Genomic DNA, 17,712 nt, shown 5'->3' with positions numbered 1-17,712 from the left:
AGGAGGGGGACCGATGCGCGACAGCGATCTGCGCGTCCCTCCGCACTCCGACGAGTGGATGGGCTTGGCTCTCGACGAGGCCCGTCGGGCCTGTGGGTGGGGAGACGTCCCGGTGGGCGCGGTGGTGCTCGACTCGGAGGGCGCCGTGCTCGGGCTCGGGCGCAATGAGCGGGAGCTGCGCCGGGATCCGACGGCGCACGCCGAGGTGATCGCGATCCGCGCGGCGGCGCAGGCTCGAGGCGACTGGCATCTCGAGGGCTGCACGCTGGTGGTCACCCTGGAGCCGTGTGTGCTCTGCGCGGGTGCGATCCTCGCGGCACGGATCGAGCGGGTCGTGTTCGGAGCATGGGATGAGAAGGCCGGGGCGTCGGGATCGGTGCACGACCTCCTCCGCGACCGCCGGCACAATCATGTGGTCGAGGTGTACCCCGGCGTTCGTGCCGAGGAGAGCTCGCGACTACTGCTCGACTTCTTCGCCTCCCGCCGCTGACGGCGACCGCCCTCCGCTCGCAGCGCGCAGCCACTCGGCGAGTGCGAGCCGCGTCGCCGCGTGCATCCGCTCGAAACGGCCGACCGCGAGGTCGCCGGCGAGAACCGCCGCGTCGTAGCCCGCCGCTCCCGCGTAGTCCCCGTCACCTTCGAGCCACTGCGCCGCCATCGTGCCGGTGAGCTCCGGGTGGAACTGCACGGCGAGGAGCCAGTCCTCGACCGCGAACGCCTCCACCTCGCCCGCCGGTGACGAGGCCAGCAGCGCGGCTCCGACCGGCAGAGCGAAGGTGTCGCCGTGCCACTGCATGACGTCGACGCCGGCGAAGTGCCGCAGCGGGGAGCGCGCGCCCGCCTCCGTCAGCACGACGGAGCGAAAGCCGACCTCGCGGGTCGCTCCGGGATGCACTGACTCGCCGAGGGCCGAGGCGATCAGTTGCGCGCCGAAGCAGACGCCGAGTGTGGGACGGCGGTGATGCAACCGGTCCTGCAGGAGGGCGATCTCGGGGTTGATGAAGGGGTGCCGAGAGGTCTCGTAGACGCCGGCGCTGGAGCCGAGCGTGATGACGAGATCGGGGGCGAGGATGTCGATCGCGTCGAGATCCGTCCCGGCGACGGCCTCGACCGTGAACCCCTCCGCCGTCATCATCGGCTCGAGCGCGCCGAGGCCGGCACCGCGCTCGTTGACGATCGCCAGTGCCCGCCGCACGTCAGGCACTCTCGTGCGGTGCAGTCGGGGCGGCAGCTGACGGCGCGGCGCGCGGAGCCGCGGTGCAGGGAGTCGCGGTACTGACGACGGCAGGTCGAGACGGCGCCGTCGCCGCCCGCCCACGGTCGACGTCCAGTTCGAGGGAGATCGTGGTCGCCGTGGGGACCGCCTCGCGGACGCGCTGCTCCGCCGTGTCGATCCCGGCGGCGACATGCCCGAGGGTGTCGGCGGCCGGGAACGCGAGCTTCGCGGCGGCGAGGATCTCGTCGGGCCCGAGGTGCAGGGTGCGCAGGTGGATCACGCGCTCGACATCATGCCCGCCCTCGAGCGCGGCGCGGATCGAAGCGACGTTGGCGGAAGTCGCCCCCTCGCCGACCAGCACGCTCTTCGTCTCGACCCCGAGGACGATCGCCACGACGATCAGCAGGGTGCCGATCATGATCGTGCCGATCGCGTCGTAGACCGAGTCGCCGGTGATCACGCTCAGCCCGACTCCGAGCAGCGCGAACGTCAGGCCGGTGAGCGCGGCAACGTCCTCGAGGCAGATCGAGATCACCAGGACCAGGATCGGCAGCCAGGCGTTCTCGAGCTCGTGCGGCTCGGCGATCTTCTCGATGCCCTCGTAGAGCGAGAAAACGCCGCCGACCGAGAACAGAATGATCGAGACGACGAAGGCGGAGACGTAGCGCTCGCGTCCGTAGCCGAACGGGTGCTCCTCGTCGGGGGCCCTCCTGGACCGACGGCCACCGAGCAGCAGGAGTAGCTGGTTGCCGGAGTCGGCGAGCGAATGCACGCCCTCGGCCAGCATCGAGGCGGATCCGGAGAAGAACCAGGCGACGCACTTCGTCAGCGCGATGCCGAGGTTGGCCGTGAGTGCCGCGATGATCGCGGTGCCGCCTCCGGATACGCTCATGTGGTCTCCTCGGGCTCGCCGCTAGATAGTCGGGCCATCCTATGAGGCGCCGGACCGACCGCGGATGCCCGTACTCGCTGGGCTGTTCATAGGATGAGCGGCGTGACCGATACGCCCGTACTGCTCCCGTCCATCGCCGTCCTCGGCGCCGGCTCGATGGGAGGCGCGATCCTGACGGGCCTGCTGGACCCTGGCGTGCGCGTCGAGGGGGGCGTGCGGGTGACCAATCGCGACTCCGCGAAGGCCGCCGCCTGGGACGGCCACCCCGTGGTCACCGCGTTCGCCACCGCCGACACCGCCGAGGCCAACCGGCGCGCGGTCGAGGGCGCGGCGATCGTGCTCGTGGCCGTCAAGCCGCACCTGGTGCCCGATCTGCTCGACGAGATCGCGGACGCGCTCGCTCCGGGCACCGTGGTGGTCAGCGTCGCGGCCGGAGTGACGGTGGCGACGTTCGAGCAGCACCTGCCCGCGTCGGTCGCCGTGCTGCGCTCAATGCCGAACACTCCCGCGGTCGTCGGCCGTGCCGTGACGGGCCTCAGCGCGGGCACCCGGTCGAGTGGGGAGGACCTGGCGCTCGTGCGCCGCCTGTTCGAGACGGTCGGTGACGTGGTCGAGGTGCCGGAGTCGCAGCTCGACGCACTCTCGACGATCTCGGGATCGGGACCGGCCTACGTGTTCCTGCTGATCGAGGAGCTGATCGCCGCCGCGCTCGCGAAGGGCTTCACTCCGGAGCAGGCGTCGATCATGGTGGTCGGCACTTTCCGGGGCGCCGCTGAGCTGCTCGTCCACTCCGGCGAGGAGCCCGCTGAGCTGCGCCGCCGCGTCACGAGCCCGAAGGGCACCACCGAGCGGGCCGTCGCGGTCCTGCAAGAGGCGGACCTCGCCGCACTCTTCACCCGCGCGACCGACGCCGCCCTGGCCCGCGCCCGCGAGCTCGCCGCCCCTAACCCGCCCGCCCCCTCCTCCCCCCTCCTCCCCCGCCCTCCTCCCCGCCCCCTCCTCCGCCCCGCGAGATGCCACTTATGAGGGCGACACGCCGGGGGAGGCGCACATAAGTGGCATCTCGCGGGATGGGGAGGGGGAGGAGGGAGGAGGCGGGGAGGGGGAGGGGGGTCAGGAGCCGAGGGCTGCGAAGCGCTCGATGTCGCCGGGGGTACCGCTGACGACGATGAGGTCGTGGTTCGAGACGACGGTCTGCTCGGTCGCGTAGGTGAAGGGCTTGCCGGGACTCTTGACGCCGACGACCGTGACGCGGTGCTTGCGGCGCACGCCCGACTCCGTGAGAGTCAAGCCGCGAATCGGCTTCGGCGGGTACATCTTGGCGAGCACGAAGTCGTCGTCGAACTCGATGAAGTCGAGCATGCGGCCCGAGACCAGGTGCGCCACTCGCTCGCCCGCCTCCGCCTCGGGGTAGATGACGTGGTTCGCGCCGATCCGCTCGAGGATTTTGCCGTGCGAGCGCGAGATCGCTTTCGCCCAGATCTGCGGGATCTTGAGGTCGACGAGGTTCGCGGTGATCAGCACGGAGGCCTCGATCGAGGAGCCGACCGCGACAACGGCGACCTGGAAGTCCTGCGCGCCGATCTGAGCGAGTGCGTCGAGGGAACGTGCGTCGGCCTGCACCGCGTGGGTGACCCGCTCCGACCACTTCTGCACGAGCCCGGCGTCGGCGTCGATGGCGAGGACCTCGCGGTCGAGACGGTCGAGCTGGCCCGCCGTGGCTGCTCCGAAGCGCCCGAGGCCGATCACCAGCACCGGGGCGTCGTACCTGATGCGGTCAACCAACGATGGGCCTCTCTTCCGGTCGTCTGAACAACTGCCTCCGCTGGCTCGCGGCGAGTGCGGCGGCGAGAGTCACGGTACCAACGCGGCCCATGAACATCGTGAGCGCAAGGATGTACGCCCCGGACGGCGGCAGCTCGGCGGTCAGCCCTGACGAGAGCCCGGAGGTGGCGAAGGCGGAGATGACGTCGAAGAGCACCTGGTCGAGCGAGGCCTTGGTGATGTGCAGGATCAGGACCGAGGACACGGCGACCGTCGTCGCTCCCCACAACACGACCGAAACGGCCAGGCGCAGCACGTCGTTCGGGATCCGGCGACCGAACGCCTCCATATCGTTGTTGCCGCGCGCCTCGGCGAAGGCGGCCAGGAACAGGATCGCGAGGGTGGTGACCTTGATCCCGCCCGCGGTCGAGGCCGATCCGCCGCCGATGAACATCAGCATGTCGGTCACGAGCAGGCTGGACCCGTTGAGGTCGGGAACCGAGATCGTCGAGAACCCGCCGGAGCGTGTCATCGTCGAGAGGAAGAAGGACTGGAAGACGGTGTCTCCCGCATCCAGGCTGCCGAAGGTCTTCGGGTTGTCGAATTCGAGCACGATATAGAGGACGGCGCCGGCCACGAGCAGGATCACGGAGGTGACCAGCGTCAGCTTGACGTGCACCGACCACTTGCGCGGGCGCCTCCAGCCGCGCGAGAAGGCATAGATCACGGGGAAACCGATGGCTCCGAGGAAGACGCCGACCATCAGGATCCCCAAAAACCAGTAGTCGTCCTCGAACGGTGTCAGGCCCGCGGCGTTAGGCGCGAAGCCGGTGTTCGTGAAGGCCATCGCGGAGTAATAGAAGGAGTGCCAGATGGCCTCGCCGATCGGAATACCGTCGATCAGCATCCGCGGGAACAGCAGCAGCGCCACGACGATCTCGATCGCGGCGGCGCTGATCGCGACGGTGGCGAGTAGCCCGCCGATCTCGCCCAGGCGCACGGCTTGGCCCTCGGCGACCGGCCCGGAGTGGATCCGCAGCGGATTGGAGTCGCTGGCGACCATGAGCTTCGCGCGGAGCCCGAGGCGGCGCGAAATCGCCAGGCCCATGATCGAGGCGAGAGTGAGGACTCCAAGCGCGCCGATATTGACGCCGATGAAGATGATCGAGTGCCCGAACGCCGACCAGTGCGTCGCCATGTCCACTGTTGCGAGCCCGGTGACGCAGATCACTGACATCGCGGTGAAAAAGGCGTCGTGCAGCGGAGTGACGGTGTCGGTGGTGCTCGACACGGGCAGCGAGAACAGCAGAGTGAAGATGAGGACGAGTGCCGAGAAGATGAGGATCGCGAAACGGGACGGTGAGCGTCCGGCGAAGTCGTCGATGAGGTCGCGGGCCCGCTCGAACCCCGACCAGGGGGAGACAGGCGAGACGCCCACGGGGCTGCGGAACTGCTGCCGAACCACCACCGCGGATCCTCCACTCGATCGCGGCCATGCTACCCGCTCGGTGCCCCGCGACTGGGGCGCTGACTAGCCGATTGGGGCGCTGACTAGCCTGGGGGCATGGCTGACATCTTTGGGGTGATCGCGGACGGCACGCGCCGCGACATCCTCGCCCTGCTGCTCGAGCAGCGGCGCGAGGGCGCGACCGAGGGCATCAGCGTCTCGCGGATCGTCGCTCGTCTCGAAGTGAGCCAGCCCACCGTCTCCAAGCACCTCAAGGTGCTGCGCGAGACAGGGCTCGTGACGGTGCGCGAGAGCGGCCAGCACCGCTTCTACACGCTCGAGGACGGGCCGCTGGCCGAGGTGGACGACTGGCTGCTGCCCTTCCTCGCCGAGGACGAGGCGGCCGGCGCTGTGCTCGAGGGTCCGATCACGGCCCGGGCGGAGTTGCTGGGCCGGGCCCTCGCCGAGCGGACGCACCAGGTCAGCACGGTGGTGCAGGACATCCAGCGCGGCGTTACCGAGGGTGCGACGAAGGTGGCGGAGGCGCTGCGTCTGCGCAAGTGACGGGCCGGGAGTCGCCCGCCCCTGCGTCGTGTAAGCTCGCGGAAGCCAGTTTTTCGTAAGCGGCCGCCCGTCGGGCGGTCGACTCCCTGAACGTTGTGAGGTCTTCGTGGGTTCTGTCATCAAGAAGCGTCGCAAGCGTATGGCGAAGAAGAAGCACCGCAAGCTGCTTCGCAAGACTCGCCACCAGCGTCGCAACAAGAAGTAGGCTCGCGCCTCTTCCTCTTCGAGCGTCCGCCCTTCCGGGGTCGGGCGCTCGTCTGCGTCGGCGAGCCTCTCGGCGCCGTCGCCGTACACTGACCGGATGGTGGACGTGGAGCTGACGCTTGTGGGTAAGCCGGGCTGTCATCTCTGCGACGACGCGCGAACTGTCATCGAGCAGGTGGTGGCCGACCTGGACGACGAGGCCGTGGTGGCCGTTTCGGAGGTGTCGATCCTCGACGACCCGGTGTTGTACGAGCGCTACGTGGAAGAGATCCCGGTGGTGCTGATCAACGGGCGCGTGCACACGTTCTGGCGGGTGGATCCGGAGCGCCTGCGCCGGGCGTTGCTCGAAGGCGGGTGAGCGCCCGCTGGGCTGTGCGGATGGAGGTACGGCTGCGGCATCCCTCTGAGGGGGGACGGGAAGCCTCGTCATAGCTCGCCTATGGCCCGTACCCTCGTCAGGGGGGAGCGCACTCCTCCGTGTGCGGACGCAGACCGTCGCCCGCGGAGGAAGGACCCGCCATGCCGTCACCCCGCCGTCTCGCCCTCCCCGCTGCCGCTCTCGCGGCGCTCGTGCTCGGTCTGGCCCTCCCCGGTGCGGCCGTCGCGGCGCCTTCCGGCTCGACGGTCTCGACGACGGTCGAGCCGGCTGCCGCAACGACGGTTCCGGGAGTGCCCAAGGATCCTGAGCAGCCGGGAGACGGTGGTTCCGATTCGATCCCGGGAGTGCCCGAGGAGCCGACCGTGCCCGGAGTTCCCGAGGGGCCGACGGAGCCGGAGCAGCCCGCCCCCACCGATCCAGCGCCTCAAGACCCCGCACCGGTCGACCCGGCACCGGTCCAGCCAGCGCCCGTCGATCCGGCACCCGAGCAGCCGGCGACCCTTCAGCCGAGCCGCCCCTCCACCGGCGGAACGACGGGCGGCGGTCAGCAGGGCGGCTCCGGCGGCACCACCACCACCGGCGGCGGCATCGCCACAGCAGCCGCCGCCACTACGTCCGGCGCCGCCACCACGTCCGGCGGCGCCGCGTCCTCCGACGCGGGCGGCGCCGCTCCCACTGCCTCCGCCCCGGGACGCACCGCGCTCGCCAGCTCCACCGAGGGCGCGCAGCCCACGGCGGCCGGAGCTGCCACGGCGTCCGTGTTCCTCACCCGCGAGACTGACGTCGATCCGGAGGCGCTCACCGTCGAGGTCGCTCGCTTCTACGGTGTCGGCTTCTCGTACACCGGCTTCGCGAGTGGCGAGAGCGTCTCGGCGGTCCTCCGCGATCCGAACGGCACCAAGACGCCGCTGACGCTCGAGGCCGGCAGCGGTACCGCGACCGTTCCGACCGCGCTGATCACGAAGTCGGGTGCCTTCACCGTCAACCTCACTGGCGACCGGGGCTCGTCCGCGAAGGTCGGCTTTCGGCTCGCGACCTCCTCCGGCAACGGCCTCCTGCTCGAGCCGCGCGAGCTCGGTGAGGGCAGCACGGAGGCGCCACGCGGTGCGGTCTGGGGCTTTGAGCCGGACGAGGAGGTCGCCGTGGGCGCCTTCCGGACGACGGGCGACCGCGCCGCTCTGGCCGCGGGAGATGTCGCCGTCCAGACGGATTCCCTCGGCTGGGCGGAGCTTGCCCTGGGCGAGTCGGTCGTCGCCCATCCGGACCCCTCTGTCTACTGCATGGTCGCCTTCGGCCGCGAGTCGCACCACACGGCGGCCGTGACGCTTTCGTACCGCCACAGCGATACCACGGCCGCGCCGTGGGAAGCGCACCAGGTCTGCGGGACCGCGATCAGCGCCGCGCGCAGCGCGTTCAGTGCCACGGTGGCCTCGGCCGGACCGGGGGGCATCACGCCGACCACCGCGCTGATGATCGGTGGCGGGGCCGTCGCTGCGTCGCTCGTCGCCTGCGCAGTCGTCCTGTTCGTGCTGCGCCGGCATCGAGCGAACACCGACCTGTTCATCCGGGGACCACTGCCGTACGGGCAGAACGACTGACCGGCCCGAGAACGACGGAAGGCCCGCGGGATCGCGCTCCGCCGGCCCTGCATCGTTTCGGCCCAGTGCTCCGCCGGCGGCGGTAAAGCGGAGGAGGGGGCCGGAGTGCCGCGGCCGTCGCCGTCGTACGGGTCGCCGGCGAGGTAGCCCGGGAATCCGTCGCCCTCGTCATTGTCGGTCGCGGCTCGCCAGAGCTCGGCGCGTGGCCCATCGACGGCCAGGCCGGCGAGGGAGCGGAGGCGGGCGTCGCGGAAGCGCGCGATCCCGAGCAAGCCGCCGTCCTCCCGCGGGGCGGCGCGGACGGAGCGGGTCCACGCTGGCAGGGCGGCCGGAGCGGTGAGGAGGTGCTGGCTGGTCGAGAGCACATGGCCCTCCTGCGCCCAGACCGTCGCTCTGGCGAGCACCGAGTCGACGGTGAGCCACGCCCTCGCCGCCGGTCGGCACGTCGAGCGGAGGGAGTTCCACCTGCACCGCGTCGCCGGCTGCGACGAACACGTCGGTGTCGGCGCCGGTGTAGTCGCCCTCGCAGCGGACGGGGCGCTCCGGGTCGCGGCCGTGCACCCGCGCCGGCAGTGCGGCGAGTCGCAATGTCGAGTCCTACTCGAACTTCGGTGGACTGATCCTTCTGCGCCGCTACGCCGGCCGTTCAGGGCGAGGACGTTCCGGACGAGGAGAGCGCGATGCCCGAGGCGACGAGGGCTCGTGTGCAAAGTCGGCTCCGGAATGAGTACGCGGCCGACCTGCGCGGACGCGAGGGAACCCCAGCCCGTCGAGGGAACCAGGTGATTCCGGCGGGTTCGACGGTTGGGGGTTCCCTCGGCGGACGCTGCCTAGGGCAGCAGGCGGGTCGGGCCGCGGAAGAGGTAGGTGACCTCGCGGAGGTTCGCCTGGTTCAGCATCAGCATGATCACGCGCGAGAGGCCCATACCGAAGCCGCCGTGCGGCGGGACGCCATAGCGGAAGAAGTCGAGGTAGAACTCGATCTCCTCCGGGTCCAGGCCCTTGTCGCGCGCCTGCTCGATCAGGACGTCAACGCGGTGCTCGCGCTGCGCGCCCGTCGAGATCTCGACGCCATTATAGATGAGGTCGTAGCTGTTGGTGATCGTCCCGTCGCCCTCGCGGCGCATGTGGTAGAACGGCCGGATGCTGGACGCGTAGTCGGTGAGGAACACGAAGTCGTGCCCGAACTCCTCCTGCGCGTAGGCGGCAATGCGGCGCTCGCCCTCCGGGTCCATGTCGTCGTCGGCGCGGGGCACCTCGTAGCCGCGCTCGGCGACGATGCGCTTGGCCTCGGCGAGCGGGATGCGCGGGAACGGCGTAGTCGGGACGGTCAGGTCGATGTCGAAGAGCGCCTTCACCTCGGCGCCGTGCTTCTCGACGACGGCGGAGAGGCCAGCGACCATCAGCTGCTCATGCAGCTCCATGACGTCCTCGTGCGAGTCGATCCACGAGACCTCGGCATCGACGCTGGTGAACTCGGTCGCGTGCCGCGAGGTGAAGCTCGGGTCGGCGCGGAAGGCGGGCCCGACCTCGAACACCTTGCCGAAGCCCGCGGGCTGCGCCATCTGCTTGAAGAACTGTGGGCTCTGCGAGAGGTACGCCTTCGTCTCGAAGTACTCGACCTCGAAGAGTTCGGCCCGCGACTCCGAGGCACTCGCCATCAGCTTCGGAGTGTGGATCTCGATGAAGTCGTGCTCGATCCAGTAGGTGCGCAGCGCGTGCTCGAACGTCGTTTGCACGCGGGCGATCAGGTTCTGCTCGGGGCGGCGCAGGTCGAGAAAGCGCCAGTCCATCCGCTTGTCGATGCCCGAGTCGGGCGCGATCGGCGCCTCGGGGATCGAGACGGTGACGACCTCGAGTGTCTCGAGCTTGACCTCGATGCCGCCGAGCTTGACGCGCTCGTCGTGCTTGAGCGCGCCCGTCACGGTGACGAAGGAGCCCTGGGCGAGGCCGGAGATCGCCTCGGTGATAGTGAGGCGCGCGGCCGATGCGTCGTCGCCCTCGACGGCCTCGCGCACGGCCGGATTCACCAACTGAACGGCGCCGGACTCATCGCGCAGGACGACGAACTGCACCTTCTTCTGGTCGCGCACGGTCTCAACCCAGCCGGAGACGCGCACCGGTCCGTCTTCGAGGGCGGCGAGCTTCTTGACGGTGGTTCGGGGGAGGCGGGTCTCGTCGGTCACGGTAGGGGAGTCTACTCGGGGGCCGTGCAGTGGGCGCGGGGCCGGCGACTGGGGGGTCGACGCGGCCGGGGTGCGATCTGCAGGGGGTGGTGCGATCTGCAGGGGATCCGCGCTCCAGCCGCGATTCTGCTCGACGATCCCACCCGAGGCGGGTCGATCCCCTGCGAATCGCACCTTCTCCTGCGAATCGCACGGGCCCCGTCTGGTCGCGCGGCGGCGGGTAGCGTCGCAGCATGAGCACCGCACTGATCACCGGGTCGTCCTCCGGCCTCGGCCTCGCCTTCGCGCGGGCGTTCGCTCGACGCGGCTGGAGCGTCGTCCTCGTCGCCCGCAGCGAACCGCGGCTCCGGGAGGCGGCGACCGATCTGCGCGCGCTGGGCGCCGCGGGCGTCGAGGTCCTGCCCGTCGACCTCGGTGACCGCGAGCAGGTCGAGCAGGTGCGCGCGCGGCTCCTCGACCCGGCGCGGCCCGTCCGCGTCCTGGTCAACAACGCCGGCTTCGGGATCGACGGCACTTTCGCCGAGCCGGACGTCGCCGCGCAGGACCGCGCGTTCGAGGTGATGCTACGCGCGGTCGCCGTACTCTCGGGGGCGGCGGCGGAGGCGATGACGGCGCGGGGACGCGGCGCGATCCTGACCGTGTCGAGCGTCGCGGGTTTCGTGCATCTCGGCCCCTACTCCGCGGTGAAGGCGTGGGCGACCGCGTTCGCGCAGTCGCTCGCCGTCGAGCTGCGCGGCACCGGCGTCCGCTCGGCCGCGCTCTGCCCGGGCTGGGTGCGCACCGAGTTCCACGAGCGGGCGGCGATGGACACCTCGTCCATTCCGTCCTTCTTCTGGCTCGACGCGGACGCGGTGGTGGAGGAGTTCCTGCGCGACGTCGCACGCGGCGTCGTCGTCTCGGTGCCGTCGTGGCGGTTCGAGATCCCGATGGCGCTCGTGCGGCACCTGCCCGAACCTCTCGTCCGGCGGCTCTCGGCGTCGGTGTCCGAGCGCCGGCGAGCCGGCGCTCGGGAGCAGCCCAGTCGACCCTTTCCCGGCGTGCCCCCACGCCGCGTTCCGTACACTTGACGCTCGTGGTTGCCGATCAGATCCATCTCGTGCGGCACGGCGAGGTGTTCAACCCCGACCGGGTCCTCTATGGGCGACTTCCGAATTTCCGGCTTTCCGACCTCGGCCACCGCATGGCGCGCTCCGCCGCCGACAATCTGCTCGAGCGCAAGCGCCTCCTCACCGTCCTAGTCGCCTCGCCGCTCCAGCGCACGCAGGAGTCGGCCCAGCCGATCTCGCAGGCGTTCGAGCTCGAGATCCGCACCGACGAGCGCGTGATCGAGCCCAGCAACCGCTTCGAGGGCACGTCCCTCGCCGCGCGCGGCTCCGCCCTGCGCAACCCCCAGCACTGGCCGTGGCTCCGCAATCCCTTCGAGCCCAGCTGGGGCGAGCCCTACCTCTCCATCTCGGCGCGGATGTACGCCGCGATCGAGTCCGCGTGGGAGAGCACCGCCGAGGGCGACGCCGCGATCATCAGCCACCAGCTCCCCATCTGGACCGTGCACCGCGCCCTCGCGGGCGAGCGCCTGTTCCATGATCCGCGCAAGCGACGCTGCGCCCTCTCGAGCATTACCACGCTCGAACGCCGCGGCGACGGCTTCGTCGAGGTCGGCTACGCCGACCCCGCCGCCGGACTACAGGGCTTGGCGACCGACGTCGGAGCCGTCTGATGCGCCGGATGACCCGCCTGCGTGCCGCGGGTGCCCTCGCGCTGGTCGCCGCGCTCGCGCTGACCGGCTGCTCCGAGGATCCGCTCGCCGACCAGTACCGCAACGGCAGCAACAAGGGCTACATCTCGGGCGACGGTACCGTCACCGAGATCGCTATCGCCGACCGCGACGATCCCATCGTTTTTTCGGGCACCGACGAGACCGGCGCGAACATCGACTCCGCCGAGCTCGCCGGGCAGGTCGTCGTCGTCAACTTTTGGTACGCCAGCTGCGCCCCGTGCCGCGCCGAGGCGGCCGACCTCGAGAAGGTGAGCACCGAATTCGCCGACAGGGGCGTCTCGTTCGTCGGTGTCAACGTGCGCGACCAGCCGCCGACGGCCGCTGCCTTCGCCGAGACCTTCGGCCTCGGCTACCCCTCGATCGTCGACACCGACTCGTCGGTGCAGCTCGCCTTCACCGGCACCGTCCCGCCGAACGCCGTGCCCACCACGCTCGTCCTCGACAAGGAGGGCCGCGTCGCCTCGCGCATCCTCGGTCAGCTGCAGGAGGCGTCGATCCTCTCGACGCTCGTGGGTGACACTCTCGCCGAGGGGGCGTAGCGGCGTGGGCGAGATCGTCCTCAGCGGTCAGCTCCTGCTGGCCGTGCCGATCGCGCTACTGGCCGGGCTGGTGTCGTTCGCGTCGCCCTGCGTGCTCCCGCTGGTGCCCGGCTACCTCGCCTACGTCGGTGGCTTCACCGACGCCGACGAGCGCGCCGCCCGCGGCCGCCGCCGGGTCGTGCTGGGCGTGCTGCTGTTCGTGCTCGGCTTCTCGCTCGTCTTCGTGCTGTACGGAGCGGCGGCGGGCACGGTCGGTTTCTGGCTGAAGCAGTACACCGATCTGATCACCCGCGTCCTCGGCCTCGTCGTGATCGCGATGGGGCTCGTCTTCATCGGGCAGTTCTCGGTCTTGCAGCGCACTCTCCGCCCGGGCATTCGCCCCGCGACCGGGCTGATCGGGGCGCCGCTGCTCGGGATCGTCTTCGGCGTCGGCTGGACGCCCTGCCTCGGCCCGACGCTGAGCTCGATCCTCGCCCTCAGCTACGGCGTCGGCTCGCCCTGGCGGGGAGCGCTCCTCGCCCTGGTGTACTGCCTCGGGCTCGGCATCCCCTTCCTTCTCGTCGCGTTCGGCTTCAGCTGGGTCACCAGCACGCTCACCTTCGTGAAGCGCCACATCCGCGTGGTCAATATCATCGGCGGCGCCGCCCTCGTCCTGATCGGAGTCCTGATGGTCACGGGCATCTGGAACACCCTCGTCTACGGATCCCTCTCGGCGGTGATTGATGGCTTCCAACCGGCGATCTGAGCCGGGGGAGAGCACGCGCCGCCCGGATGAGGCGACGCAGGAGAAGACCGACGCGTCGTTCCGCCCCGCCGACCACTACGACTCCGACGGCACCGTCACGCAGCCCGCGCTCGGCGTCACCGGGTGGCTGCGCTGGATGTGGCGCCAGCTCACCAGCATGCGCACCGCGCTGTTCCTGCTGCTCCTGCTCGCTATCGCGGCCGTGCCCGGCTCGCTGGTCCCGCAGCGCTCCTCCGACCCCAATGGAGTAACGCAGTACTTCGTCGACAACCCGGACCTGGCGCCCCTGCTCGATAAGGTGCAGGCGTTCGACACCTACACGTCGGCCTGGTTCTCGAGCATCTACCTGCTGCTGTTCATCTCGCTGATCGGCTGCATCGTCCCGCGCACCCGCCACCACTTCCAGGCGATGCGCTCGCGGCCGCCGCGCACGCCCGCGCGCCTGCGGCGCCTCGCCGGCTACACCGTCCGTGAGGTCGAGGGCGCGACGGAGGAGGAGGCCGTCGCCTCCGCCCACGCCGTCCTGCGCCGGTCGGGCTACCGCGTCGAGCGCTACGACGATCCGCGCGGCCGCTGGTCAAGTGTTTCGGCCGAGCGCGGCTACCTCCGCGAGACGGGCAACCTGGTCTTCCACTCTGCTCTGGTTGGCATCCTCGTCGCCGTGGGCGTCGGAGGCGGGTTCGGCTACAGCGGGCAGCGGGTGCTGGTCGAGGGCTCGCAGGGCTTCGCGAACAACCTCTCGGCCTACGACTCCTTCAACCCCGGCCGCTTCTTCGACTCCAGCCAGCTTGACCCGTACCAGCTGACCCTCGACAGCCTCGACGTGAGATACGAGGAGCAGAACCAGTCGGCGCTCGGACAGCCCGTCGACTTCACGGCGAACGTCACGACATCGGAGCGCGGCGGGGCCACTGAGGATCGCACGATCAAGGTGAACGACCCGCTCGGCATCGGCGGCACCAACGTCTACCTGCTCGGCAACGGCTACGCCCCGACGATCACCGTCCGCGATCCTTCCGGCCGCGCGATCTTCACCGACTCCGTGCCCTTCCTCCCGCAGGATGCCAACCTCACCTCGGTCGGAGTCGTCAAGGTGCCGGACGGGCTCTCGGAGCAGGTGGGCCTCACCGGCTTCTTCTACCCGACGCAGGACACGCTGGCCTCGGGGGCGTCGACGTCGATCTTCCCCGACCTGCAGTACCCCGTCCTCTCGTTGAACGTCTTCGCGGGCGACCTCGGCCTCGACAGAGGAGTGCCGACTTCCGTCTACGTGCTCAACACCGATTCGCTCACCCGGCTCACCGGCGGCACCACCGGAGTCGCGCCGATCACCCTCCAGCCCGGCGGCACGGCCGAACTGCCGAACGGGCTCGGCAGCGTGAGCTTCGACAACACGGGCGCTGATCCGACGCGCATCGGCACCGACAGCGTCAAGCGCTTCGCCTCGTTCGACATCCACCACGACGCGACCCAGGGCTGGGTGCTGCTCTTCGCGATCCTCGTCCTCGCGGGACTGCTCACGTCGTTGTTCGTCCCGCGGCGCCGCGTCTGGGTGAAGGCGACGGCGCAGGAGGACGGCGGACTGCTCCTCGAATACGCCGGGCTCGCCCGCGGCGAGGATCCGCAGCTTGTGCGCGCCGTGCGGACGGTCGCCGATCGGCACGCGCCGCTCGACTGAGCGTCTCTCCTCCGGGCGAGAGGTCGGATCCTCCTCCACAGGCGCTCCCGGCTGGGCAGGGACCGAGTCTGTGCAACCGCGAAGGGGCGGGGAAGGCAGCGAGCGATTAGCCTGAGGAGGTGATCGCGACCCTCTCGCAGTATTCGGTGCTGTGCCTTTCCTCCGCTATGGGCATTTACGCCCTGGCGTTCGTCTTCTTCGCGATCGACCTCGCCCGCCGCGCCTCCTTGGCCGACAGCGACTCGATCGAGGTAGTCCAGGAGGCGGAGCGTGTCGCTTCCGCGGCCGCCGCCGATCGCGCCGCCAGCGGTAAGGCCACCGTCGCCTCCGGACGCACCGCCACCCTCTCCCGGATCGGCAACCGAGTCGAGGACGAGGTCCACCGAGCCCCCGAGCGCTCCACGACCCTGCGCATCGGGTTCTCCCTCACCCTCCTCGCCTTCGCGCTGCACCTCGCCGCGACCGTGCTGCGTGGCGTCGCCGCAGGACGTGTCCCGTGGGCGAACATGTACGAGTTCTCGATGACCGGGACGCTCATCATCATCGGCGTCTTCCTCGCTGTGCAGCTGCGCTGGGACCTCCGCTTCCTCGGCGCGTTCATCACCGGCCTCGTCCTGGTGCTCCTCGGAGTCGCGATCGTCAACTATTACGTTGCCGTCGTCCCGATCCCGCCGGCACTCCAGTCGTACTGGCTCGTGATCCATGTGCTCGTCGCCATCCTCGGCACCGCGTTCTTCGCCCTGGGCTTCGCGCTCTCCGTCACGCAACTCCTTCAGGCCCGCCGCGAAACGGCCGGCGACAGCCCTCGCTCCCTTCTGAGCTTCCTGCGCACACTGCCCGGCTCCGCCACGCTCGAGAACCTCGCCTACCGCGTCACGATCATCGGCTTCATCCTCTGGACCTTCACCCTCATCGCCGGCGCTGTCTGGGCCGAGAAGGCCTGGGGCCGCTACTGGGGTTGGGACACCAAGGAGGTCTGGACCTTCATCATCTGGACCATCTACGCCGGCTACATCCACGCCCGAGCCACCCGCGGCTGGCGCGGTACTCCCTCCGCCTGGCTCGCCATCGTCGGCTTCGCCGCCGTCATGTTCAACTTCGGCGTCGTCAATGTGTTCTTCAAGGGGCTCCACGCCTACTCCGGCCTCGACATGTGATCGGCGGGCTTTTCGTGGAGGGCTCCGTTTCGCGGTCGCGCGGGGGCGGGGCGATTCGCCGGAGCGCGCTGATCGAGTAGGCCGCGCAGCGGCGGATCGAGATTTCGGTGGCTGAATAACGGGGGAGGCGGCGGGGCCGGACTCGCGGGGCCAGACGGCGGTGACGTCGATCAGGTGAGGGGTGAAGGGGGCGTCGAGGACGACGCGAGTGGGGGCGTCGGAGGGGTGGACGCCGCGGTAGATGTCGCGGAGGTCGGTGCTCCTTCCGTCATCAGGTGGCGCATCGTCACGTCCGGCGGCACGAGCGCGGGTCCCCATCGGCCGCGACAACCTCGGCCGCGGCATCGTGCCCGATGTTGGCCTCCGCGACAGCGGTGACAGTGCCGGGAACCAGCGCGGCTCCCTCTATCACAGTGACCGAGTGCAGGAGCGAGGAGATCGTCGGATGCTTGCGAAGCGCCAGCTCTGCCGCCCGCGCGCCACAGCGTCCGACAGCGGCCCTTAGAGCAGCGCGTGAGCATCGCGGAGCCGGGCGCGCCACCATGCGAGGCGCTCGGGCGATACGGCGTACCGAGCCAGGAGCGCCTCCGAGACCTCGACGCGGCCGACCGGGATACCGCCGTCGACCGGCCGCAGTGGCCGCTCCGTCACGTCCGCCGCGAGCAGGGAGGCCGTGCCGAGGCCGCAGTCGAAGGGCAGCTCGGGGAGGGCCGCAGCGAGCGAGGCGCCCATCGCGAGTCCGATCGAACTGTCGATCGCACTGGAGACGACCGCGGGCAGACCGGCCTCGGCGACGATCGCGAGCGCCCGCCGAGTGCCGCCGAGGGGCTGCGCCTTGACCACCAGCAGGTCGGCGGCGCCCGCCCGAGAAACCGCGAGCGGATCCGCGGCCTTCCGGACGCTCTCGTCGGCGGCGATCGGGATGCCCATGTACTTCACGCGGTAGCGCAGCTCGGCCAGCTCCTCGACGCTCGCGCACGGCTGCTCGACATACTCGAGGTCCGACTCCGCGAGGGCGTGGACGGCGTGTTCCGCCTCGTCGAGGTTCCAGCCGCCGTTCGCGTCCACGCGGAGGCGTCCCTCCGGGCCGAGAAGGCGGCGGACCTCGACGACCCGCGCCACATCGTCGGCGAGCGTCTGGCCATGCTCGGCGACCTTTACCTTCGCGGTCCGGCAGCCGTGATAGCCCTCGAGCACCGCTGCGACCTGGTCGGGCGCGACGGCCGGAACCGTCGCGTTGACCGGGATGCGGTCTCGCAGCGCGGTCGGCTGCTCGCTCCAGCCGTAGTCAATTGCGGCGCGGAGCCAGACGGCCGACTCCTCGGCGCCGTACTCCAGAAAGGGCGAGAACTCCGTCCACCCCTCTGGGCCGCGCACGAGCGCGACTTCGCGGTGATCAATGCCGCGGAAGCGGGTGCGCAGTGGCAGGGCGACGACGCGGAGTCCCGCATCTATCTCGCCGAGGGAGGGGAGCGGGGAGGCGGGCACGACATCGTCCATCCAGACATTGTCCACCGGCCGGCCGCGGGCGGGTGCACACGCCCCCGCCGCCGCTGCACCGGCGGC

General features: G+C 70.4%; 18 protein-coding genes. 12 read left to right on the top strand and 6 right to left on the bottom strand.

Features of this window, described 5'->3' with window-relative positions:
• Nucleotides 1-13 precede the first annotated feature (13 nt).
• Nucleotides 14-490, top strand: a complete 477-nt coding sequence (locus C1O28_RS10885) for a nucleoside deaminase (RefSeq protein ID WP_104334791.1) — start codon at nucleotides 14-16, stop codon at nucleotides 488-490.
• Here C1O28_RS10885 and C1O28_RS10880 read toward each other — a convergent pair.
• Nucleotides 458-1,195, bottom strand: a complete 738-nt coding sequence (locus C1O28_RS10880; RefSeq protein WP_097165234.1) for a glutamine amidotransferase-related protein — start codon at nucleotides 1,193-1,195, stop codon at nucleotides 458-460. The two genes, C1O28_RS10885 and C1O28_RS10880, sit on opposite strands and share 33 nt — an antisense overlap.
• Before the next feature lies 1 nt (nucleotide 1,196).
• Nucleotides 1,197-2,108, bottom strand: a complete 912-nt coding sequence (locus tag C1O28_RS10875; RefSeq protein ID WP_097165235.1) for a cation diffusion facilitator family transporter — start codon at nucleotides 2,106-2,108, stop codon at nucleotides 1,197-1,199.
• Between the two features lie 156 nt (nucleotides 2,109-2,264).
• On the opposite strand from C1O28_RS10875, the gene proC reads away from it, so the two are divergent.
• Nucleotides 2,265-3,134, top strand: coding sequence for a pyrroline-5-carboxylate reductase (proC, locus tag C1O28_RS10870; protein ID WP_244210535.1), 870 nt, complete (start codon nucleotides 2,265-2,267; stop codon nucleotides 3,132-3,134).
• Nucleotides 3,135-3,221: 87 nt separating this feature from the next.
• Here proC and C1O28_RS10865 read toward each other — a convergent pair whose 3' ends face one another.
• A complete protein-coding gene (locus tag C1O28_RS10865) occupies nucleotides 3,222-3,893 on the bottom strand; it encodes a potassium channel family protein (protein ID WP_097165237.1) in 672 nt (223 codons plus the stop codon).
• Nucleotides 3,886-5,256 (bottom strand): TrkH family potassium uptake protein, encoded by a 1,371-nt coding sequence (locus tag C1O28_RS10860; protein WP_243392010.1) that lies wholly within the window; start codon nucleotides 5,254-5,256, stop codon nucleotides 3,886-3,888. Before C1O28_RS10860 ends, C1O28_RS10865 begins: the two co-directional genes overlap by 8 nt.
• A 180-nt stretch (nucleotides 5,257-5,436) precedes the next feature.
• Between C1O28_RS10860 and C1O28_RS10855 the strand changes: the two genes are divergently transcribed.
• The 4 genes from C1O28_RS10855 (at nucleotide 5,437) to C1O28_RS10840 (ending at nucleotide 8,064) form a co-directional block, all read left to right on the top strand.
• The gene (locus C1O28_RS10855) at nucleotides 5,437-5,883 is read left to right on the top strand and encodes an ArsR/SmtB family transcription factor (RefSeq protein ID WP_097165238.1); all 447 of its coding nucleotides are present in this window, start codon (nucleotides 5,437-5,439) and stop codon (nucleotides 5,881-5,883) included.
• 106 nt (nucleotides 5,884-5,989) lie between these two features.
• Complete coding sequence (locus C1O28_RS10850; RefSeq protein ID WP_003792170.1) at nucleotides 5,990-6,088, top strand: 30S ribosomal protein bS22; 99 nt, start codon at nucleotides 5,990-5,992, stop codon at nucleotides 6,086-6,088.
• 96 nt (nucleotides 6,089-6,184) lie between these two features.
• The gene (locus tag C1O28_RS10845; protein WP_097165239.1) at nucleotides 6,185-6,445 is read left to right on the top strand and encodes a glutaredoxin family protein; all 261 of its coding nucleotides are present in this window, start codon (nucleotides 6,185-6,187) and stop codon (nucleotides 6,443-6,445) included.
• A gap of 161 nt (nucleotides 6,446-6,606) precedes the next feature.
• Nucleotides 6,607-8,064 (top strand): hypothetical protein, encoded by a 1,458-nt coding sequence (locus C1O28_RS10840; RefSeq protein ID WP_097165240.1) that lies wholly within the window; start codon nucleotides 6,607-6,609, stop codon nucleotides 8,062-8,064.
• 830 nt (nucleotides 8,065-8,894) lie between these two features.
• Here C1O28_RS10840 and aspS read toward each other — a convergent pair.
• Nucleotides 8,895-10,250, bottom strand: a complete 1,356-nt coding sequence (gene aspS / locus C1O28_RS10835) for an aspartate--tRNA(Asn) ligase (protein ID WP_104355511.1) — start codon at nucleotides 10,248-10,250, stop codon at nucleotides 8,895-8,897.
• Between the two features lie 233 nt (nucleotides 10,251-10,483).
• On the opposite strand from aspS, the gene C1O28_RS10830 reads away from it, so the two are divergent.
• The 6 genes from C1O28_RS10830 (at nucleotide 10,484) to ccsB (ending at nucleotide 16,146) form a co-directional block, all read left to right on the top strand.
• Complete coding sequence (locus tag C1O28_RS10830; RefSeq protein WP_097165241.1) at nucleotides 10,484-11,317, top strand: SDR family NAD(P)-dependent oxidoreductase; 834 nt, start codon at nucleotides 10,484-10,486, stop codon at nucleotides 11,315-11,317.
• 5 nt (nucleotides 11,318-11,322) lie between these two features.
• Nucleotides 11,323-11,967 (top strand): histidine phosphatase family protein, encoded by a 645-nt coding sequence (locus C1O28_RS10825; RefSeq protein ID WP_097165242.1) that lies wholly within the window; start codon nucleotides 11,323-11,325, stop codon nucleotides 11,965-11,967.
• 8 nt (nucleotides 11,968-11,975) lie between these two features.
• Nucleotides 11,976-12,566 carry a TlpA family protein disulfide reductase gene (locus C1O28_RS10820; protein ID WP_337189889.1) on the top strand — a complete coding sequence of 197 codons (591 nt, stop codon included), beginning with the start codon at nucleotides 11,976-11,978 and terminating at the stop codon, nucleotides 12,564-12,566.
• A 4-nt stretch (nucleotides 12,567-12,570) separates the two neighbouring features.
• Nucleotides 12,571-13,311 carry a cytochrome c biogenesis CcdA family protein gene (locus C1O28_RS10815; RefSeq protein WP_243391990.1) on the top strand — a complete coding sequence of 247 codons (741 nt, stop codon included), beginning with the start codon at nucleotides 12,571-12,573 and terminating at the stop codon, nucleotides 13,309-13,311.
• Nucleotides 13,289-14,989 (top strand): cytochrome c biogenesis protein ResB, encoded by a 1,701-nt coding sequence (resB, locus tag C1O28_RS10810; protein ID WP_097165244.1) that lies wholly within the window; start codon nucleotides 13,289-13,291, stop codon nucleotides 14,987-14,989. Before C1O28_RS10815 ends, resB begins: the two co-directional genes overlap by 23 nt.
• Nucleotides 14,990-15,156: 167 nt before the next feature.
• Entirely contained in the window at nucleotides 15,157-16,146 is a 990-nt protein-coding gene (gene ccsB, locus C1O28_RS10805) for a c-type cytochrome biogenesis protein CcsB (protein WP_097165651.1), read from the top strand.
• 501 nt (nucleotides 16,147-16,647) lie between these two features.
• On the opposite strand, the gene C1O28_RS10800 is transcribed toward ccsB, so the two are convergent.
• The gene (locus C1O28_RS10800; RefSeq protein WP_097165245.1) at nucleotides 16,648-17,646 is read right to left on the bottom strand and encodes an o-succinylbenzoate synthase; all 999 of its coding nucleotides are present in this window, start codon (nucleotides 17,644-17,646) and stop codon (nucleotides 16,648-16,650) included.
• Nucleotides 17,647-17,712 lie beyond the last annotated feature (66 nt).

Source organism: Rathayibacter rathayi (assembly GCF_004011095.1).
Lineage (GTDB): Bacteria > Actinomycetota > Actinomycetes > Actinomycetales > Microbacteriaceae > Rathayibacter > Rathayibacter rathayi.
This window is presented reverse-complemented; position numbering and strand designations above follow the sequence as displayed.